At 68.8% G+C, this 1,737-nt stretch carries 1 protein-coding gene; it reads right to left on the reverse strand.

Features of this window, described 5'->3' with window-relative positions; genetic code table 11:
- Positions 1-1,697 (reverse strand): amino acid adenylation domain-containing protein (locus E0504_RS49445; RefSeq protein WP_165938889.1); only part of this gene is annotated, 1,697 nt, incomplete at its 3' end.
- Between the last annotated feature and the right edge of the window lie 40 nt (positions 1,698-1,737).

Below are 1,737 nucleotides of genomic sequence, written 5' to 3' on the forward strand. Positions count from 1 at the left end.
CCGCCGAGTCGGAAGAAGTCGTCGTCCACGGACAGGGGTGTGTCCTCGGGGAGGGCGAGGACGTCGCGGAACACCCCGGCCAGGGACAGCTCGGTGTCGGTTTCCGGGGGGCGGCCGCTGCCGGATCCGGCGGTCAGGTCGGGGGCGGGTAGTGCTTTGCGGTCGAGTTTCCCGCTCGAGGTCGTGGGGAGTGTGGCCAGGCGGGTGAACGATGCGGGAACCATGTACTCCGGCAGGAGCGCGTTCGTGTGTTCCCGCAGCACGTCGGCCAGCACGGCCTCGTCGGCTGGTGCGGACGGGGTGGTGGTGACATAGGCGGCGAGGAACTTCCCTCCGGCGGGGTGATCGAGAGCGGTGACCGCGGCACCCGAGATGGCGGGGTGTCGTTCGAGGACAGCGCGGATCTCGTCGAGTTCGATCCGGAACCCGCGTACCTTGACCTGGTCGTCGGACCGGCCCAGGTACTCCAACTCGCCCTGGTCGTTCCATCGGGCCAGATCGCCGGTCCGGTACAGCCGCTCGTCCGGGGCGCCGAGAGGGTCGGCGACGAACCTTTCCGCTGTCAGCCCTGCCCGGCCCACATATCCTTCCGCCAGCTGCACCCCGCCCAGATACAGCTCACCGGTCACCCCGGCCGGTACCGGGCGCAGCCACCCGTCCAGCACCCGCACATAAGAATTCGACACCGGGCGACCGATCGGCGTCGAATCCGAGTCTGCGTTCAGAGCGGCGATGTCGTAGCTGGCGATCTCGACCGCCGCTTCGGTCGGCCCGTACAGGTTGAACAGTTCCGCCTGGTCGAACACCTCCCGGGCCTTGATGGCCGCCGCCACCGGCAGCGCTTCCCCCGTGAACGACACCAGCCGCACATCCGGGAACGACCCCGCCTCTGCTCCCGAGTCCAGGAACGCCTGAAGCATCGATGGCACGAAATGCACGCTCGTGACCCGCCTTTTCCGCACCACACCGGCGATATAGCCCGGATCCCCATGTGCGTTGTCACGGGCGACCACGACCACCGCCCCGGTGATCAGCGGGAGGAAGAACTCCGGTACCGACACGTCGAACGTGAACGGTGTCTTCAGCAGCACCCGATCAGACGACGAGAACCCCAACACCTCCCGGCCCCAGACAAGCCGGTTCACGACCGCGGCATGGGACAGGGCGACGCCTTTGGGTCGTCCGGTGGTACCGGACGTGAAGATCACATACGCGGTGTCGCCGGGGGTGACCGGGCGCGACAGCACGGGTGCGTCGGACGCCCCGTGTTCCACCTGGCCACGAACAGCATTCTCATCGAGGACCACGGTGACGACACCCGCGGCCGTGAACACGCCCGCCTGGGCCGCCGCCGTCGCACCATCAGTGATAGCCACCCGGGCACCGGAATCCTGGAGGATCGCGGTAACACGCTCCGCGGGATATCCCGGATCGACGGGAACATACGCGGCGCCGGCACGCAGTACCGCAGCAAGAGCGGTCACCAGGTCCGCCGAGCGCGGCAGGGCCACCGCGACCCGGCCACCCACCGTCACGCCCCGCTCGGTCAGGAGACGAGCCAGAGCGTTCACCCGCACGTCGAACTGCGCGTACGCCAACTCCGCACCATCCGCGTCGTCCACGACCGCGACCGCCCCGGGAGTACGCGCTACCTGATCCCGGATCAGCCCGTCCACCGTCACCGCGGGAACCACCACCCCCGCACCCACCGACCACACACCCACCGACCCGGCATCG

This window comes from Parafrankia sp. BMG5.11 (assembly GCF_004337455.1).